Origin of the sequence: Geminicoccus flavidas (assembly GCF_009806515.1) — a bacterium.
In the GTDB taxonomy this organism is placed as follows: Bacteria; Pseudomonadota; Alphaproteobacteria; order Geminicoccales; family Geminicoccaceae; genus Geminicoccus; species Geminicoccus flavidus.
The window spans coordinates 1-2133 of the sequence record NZ_WUJP01000248.1 but is presented as its reverse complement, the minus strand read 5'-3'; the positions used below and the strand labels follow the sequence as shown (position 1 = coordinate 2133).

At 69.8% G+C, this 2133-nt stretch carries 1 protein-coding gene and 1 pseudogene; one reads left to right on the top strand and one right to left on the bottom strand.

The annotated features are described in order from the left end of the window. Window positions 1-1354: adenylate/guanylate cyclase domain-containing protein (locus tag EQG76_RS06925; protein ID WP_159711845.1), on the top strand; the 1354-nt coding region annotated here is incomplete at its 5' end. A gap of 4 nt (window positions 1355-1358) precedes the next feature. On the opposite strand, the pseudogene EQG76_RS06920 reads toward EQG76_RS06925, so the two are convergent. Further along, window positions 1359-2133 (bottom strand): annotated as a pseudogene (locus EQG76_RS06920) (hypothetical protein); the annotation flags it as partial.

Sequence of the window (2133 nt, the reverse complement as noted above, 5' to 3'; positions counted from 1 at the left end):
GGAGGCCCTGATCACGGCCGGCGAGGACGGGGACCTGTTCCGCGTCAACCCGCTCACCTTCGCGAAGGAGCGCGGCGTCGCCACCGAGGAGGCGGTCGACCTGTTCTTGCACGCCGCATCCCTTGGCCTGTTCGAGATGGACTGGTTGCTGGTCTGCCCGCGCTGCGCCTGCGCGGTGAAGAGTTTTGCCCATCTGCGCGCGCTCAACAGCCGCTATCGCTGTCCGGAATGCCACCACGACTACGAGGCGGCGCTGGACGACTTCATCGCCGTGTACTTCACCGTGTCGCCGAACGTCCGCGCGATCCGCTACCATCGCCCGGAGACGCTGGAGCCGTTCGACTACATCTACGTCTTCCGCGGCGTGCGCGAAGGCATCACTCCCGACGGGACGCCATTCATCGAGGCGTGCCGGCAGGCCCTGCGCGGCATCGATTATCTGGAGCCGGGGAAGACCCGGAGCTTCGCCTTCGAGGCGGCGGAAGGCATGGTGTTCGGGCTGAGCCGCGACGCGGATGCCGGGTTCGCCATCCGGGTGGAGGGCCGGCCGGCCGAGGTGCCGCAGCGCCTGGCACTCACCTGGCGCGGCCAGGACTATGTACCCGACCAGGCCGCCATCGCCCCGGGCCCGGTTGCCATCGACATCACCAACGATACGCCCGAGCGCGGCATCGTGGCGATCCTGCGGGGTGCAGCGGGGGAGGATTATGGCTTTCTGCGCTTCGAGCCGTACCTCACCGGCAAGCATCTGCTCACCAGCCAGACCTTCCGCAGCCTGTTCCGCTCGGAGACCATCGGCGGGGCCCAGGGGCTGGCGATCCGCGACGTGGCGCTGCTGTTCACCGACATCAAGGGCTCGACCCGGCTTTACCAGCGGATCGGTGACCTGAACGCGTTCGAGCTGGTGCAGCAGCATTTCGACCGGTTGCGCGAGGCCACGCGCCAGCATGGCGGGGCGATTGTGAAGACGATCGGCGATGCGGTGATGGCGGTCTATCCGGACGCGGCCCAGGCCGTGGCGGCCGCCCTGGAGATGCGCGACGCGATCCGGCGGTTTAGTGCCGGCCAATCGGAGCGGGCGGTCGCAGTCAAGATCGGCATCCACCACGGTGCCGCCATCGCGGTCACGCTGAACGACCAGCTGGATTATTTCGGCCATACCGTGAACATTGCCTCGCGGGTTCAGCAGATGGCCGGCGCCGGCGAGATCTGGCTCACGGAGGACGTGTGGAACTATCCGGGCGTGCAGAAGCTGCTGGGCGGCCAGACCGCGCAACATGAGGTCGCCCGGTTCCAGGGCATCGAGGAGCCGATGAGCCTGGTGCGCCTCCCGGCCCCGGCGGAGCCGGCCTGAAGCGCTACTCGGCTGTCGGCAGGGCTACGTTGAGGCCCAGCCGCGCGGTCACACCGGCATGGTCGGACGGCCACAACCGCCAGCCATCGAGCGGCCAAGTCCTGCTCGCAGCCTCCGCACCCACCACCCGCAGCTGGCGCGACTGGATCGGCTCCTGGACGAAGATCAGGTCGACCCGCTGGGTCAGGTCCGCACGCGGGTTGCGCAGGTTCGCCGGCTGGCAGCAGGTGGCACCCGGCACGCTGCCGTAGCGGAGCTTCCAGGCATCGACCAGTCTAGCCTTGGTGAGAACGGCATAGGCGCTGCCCTCAGGCGCTCGTCCGTAAGCGTCCGGCCCCTCGCTGAACTCGCCCGCCAGGATCACCGGCGGCGTGGCCGGCCCGGCCGCTGCGGCCAGCGCCGCGACCAACTCGGCGGCCTGGGCCGGCGCATGCTCCGTGTCGTGTGCCAGGCGCGTGGTAACGAAGCGGAAGCTGCGCCCGCGTATCGTCGCCTCGACCCCGACGAAGCCGTGTTGCGCGGTTAGGCGGGCGGCAGCGCCCAGGCCCGGCAGCGGGCGCGGCGAGTCCGCCCGGTAGCGGCAGCCGTCCTCCGAGCGCAGGCAGCCGGCAAACTCCACCGGCCGCGTCTCCACCGCGGCCTGGCGCAGGATCACGTTGCGGCCATATCCCTTGAGCAGGCCGCGCTTGCCGTCGATCGTGAACGGGATGCCGCGCAGCCTGCCGACGCCCGGCAGGGCCGTCTCGATCTCGCGCAGGTCCAGGTCGATCACACTGGCG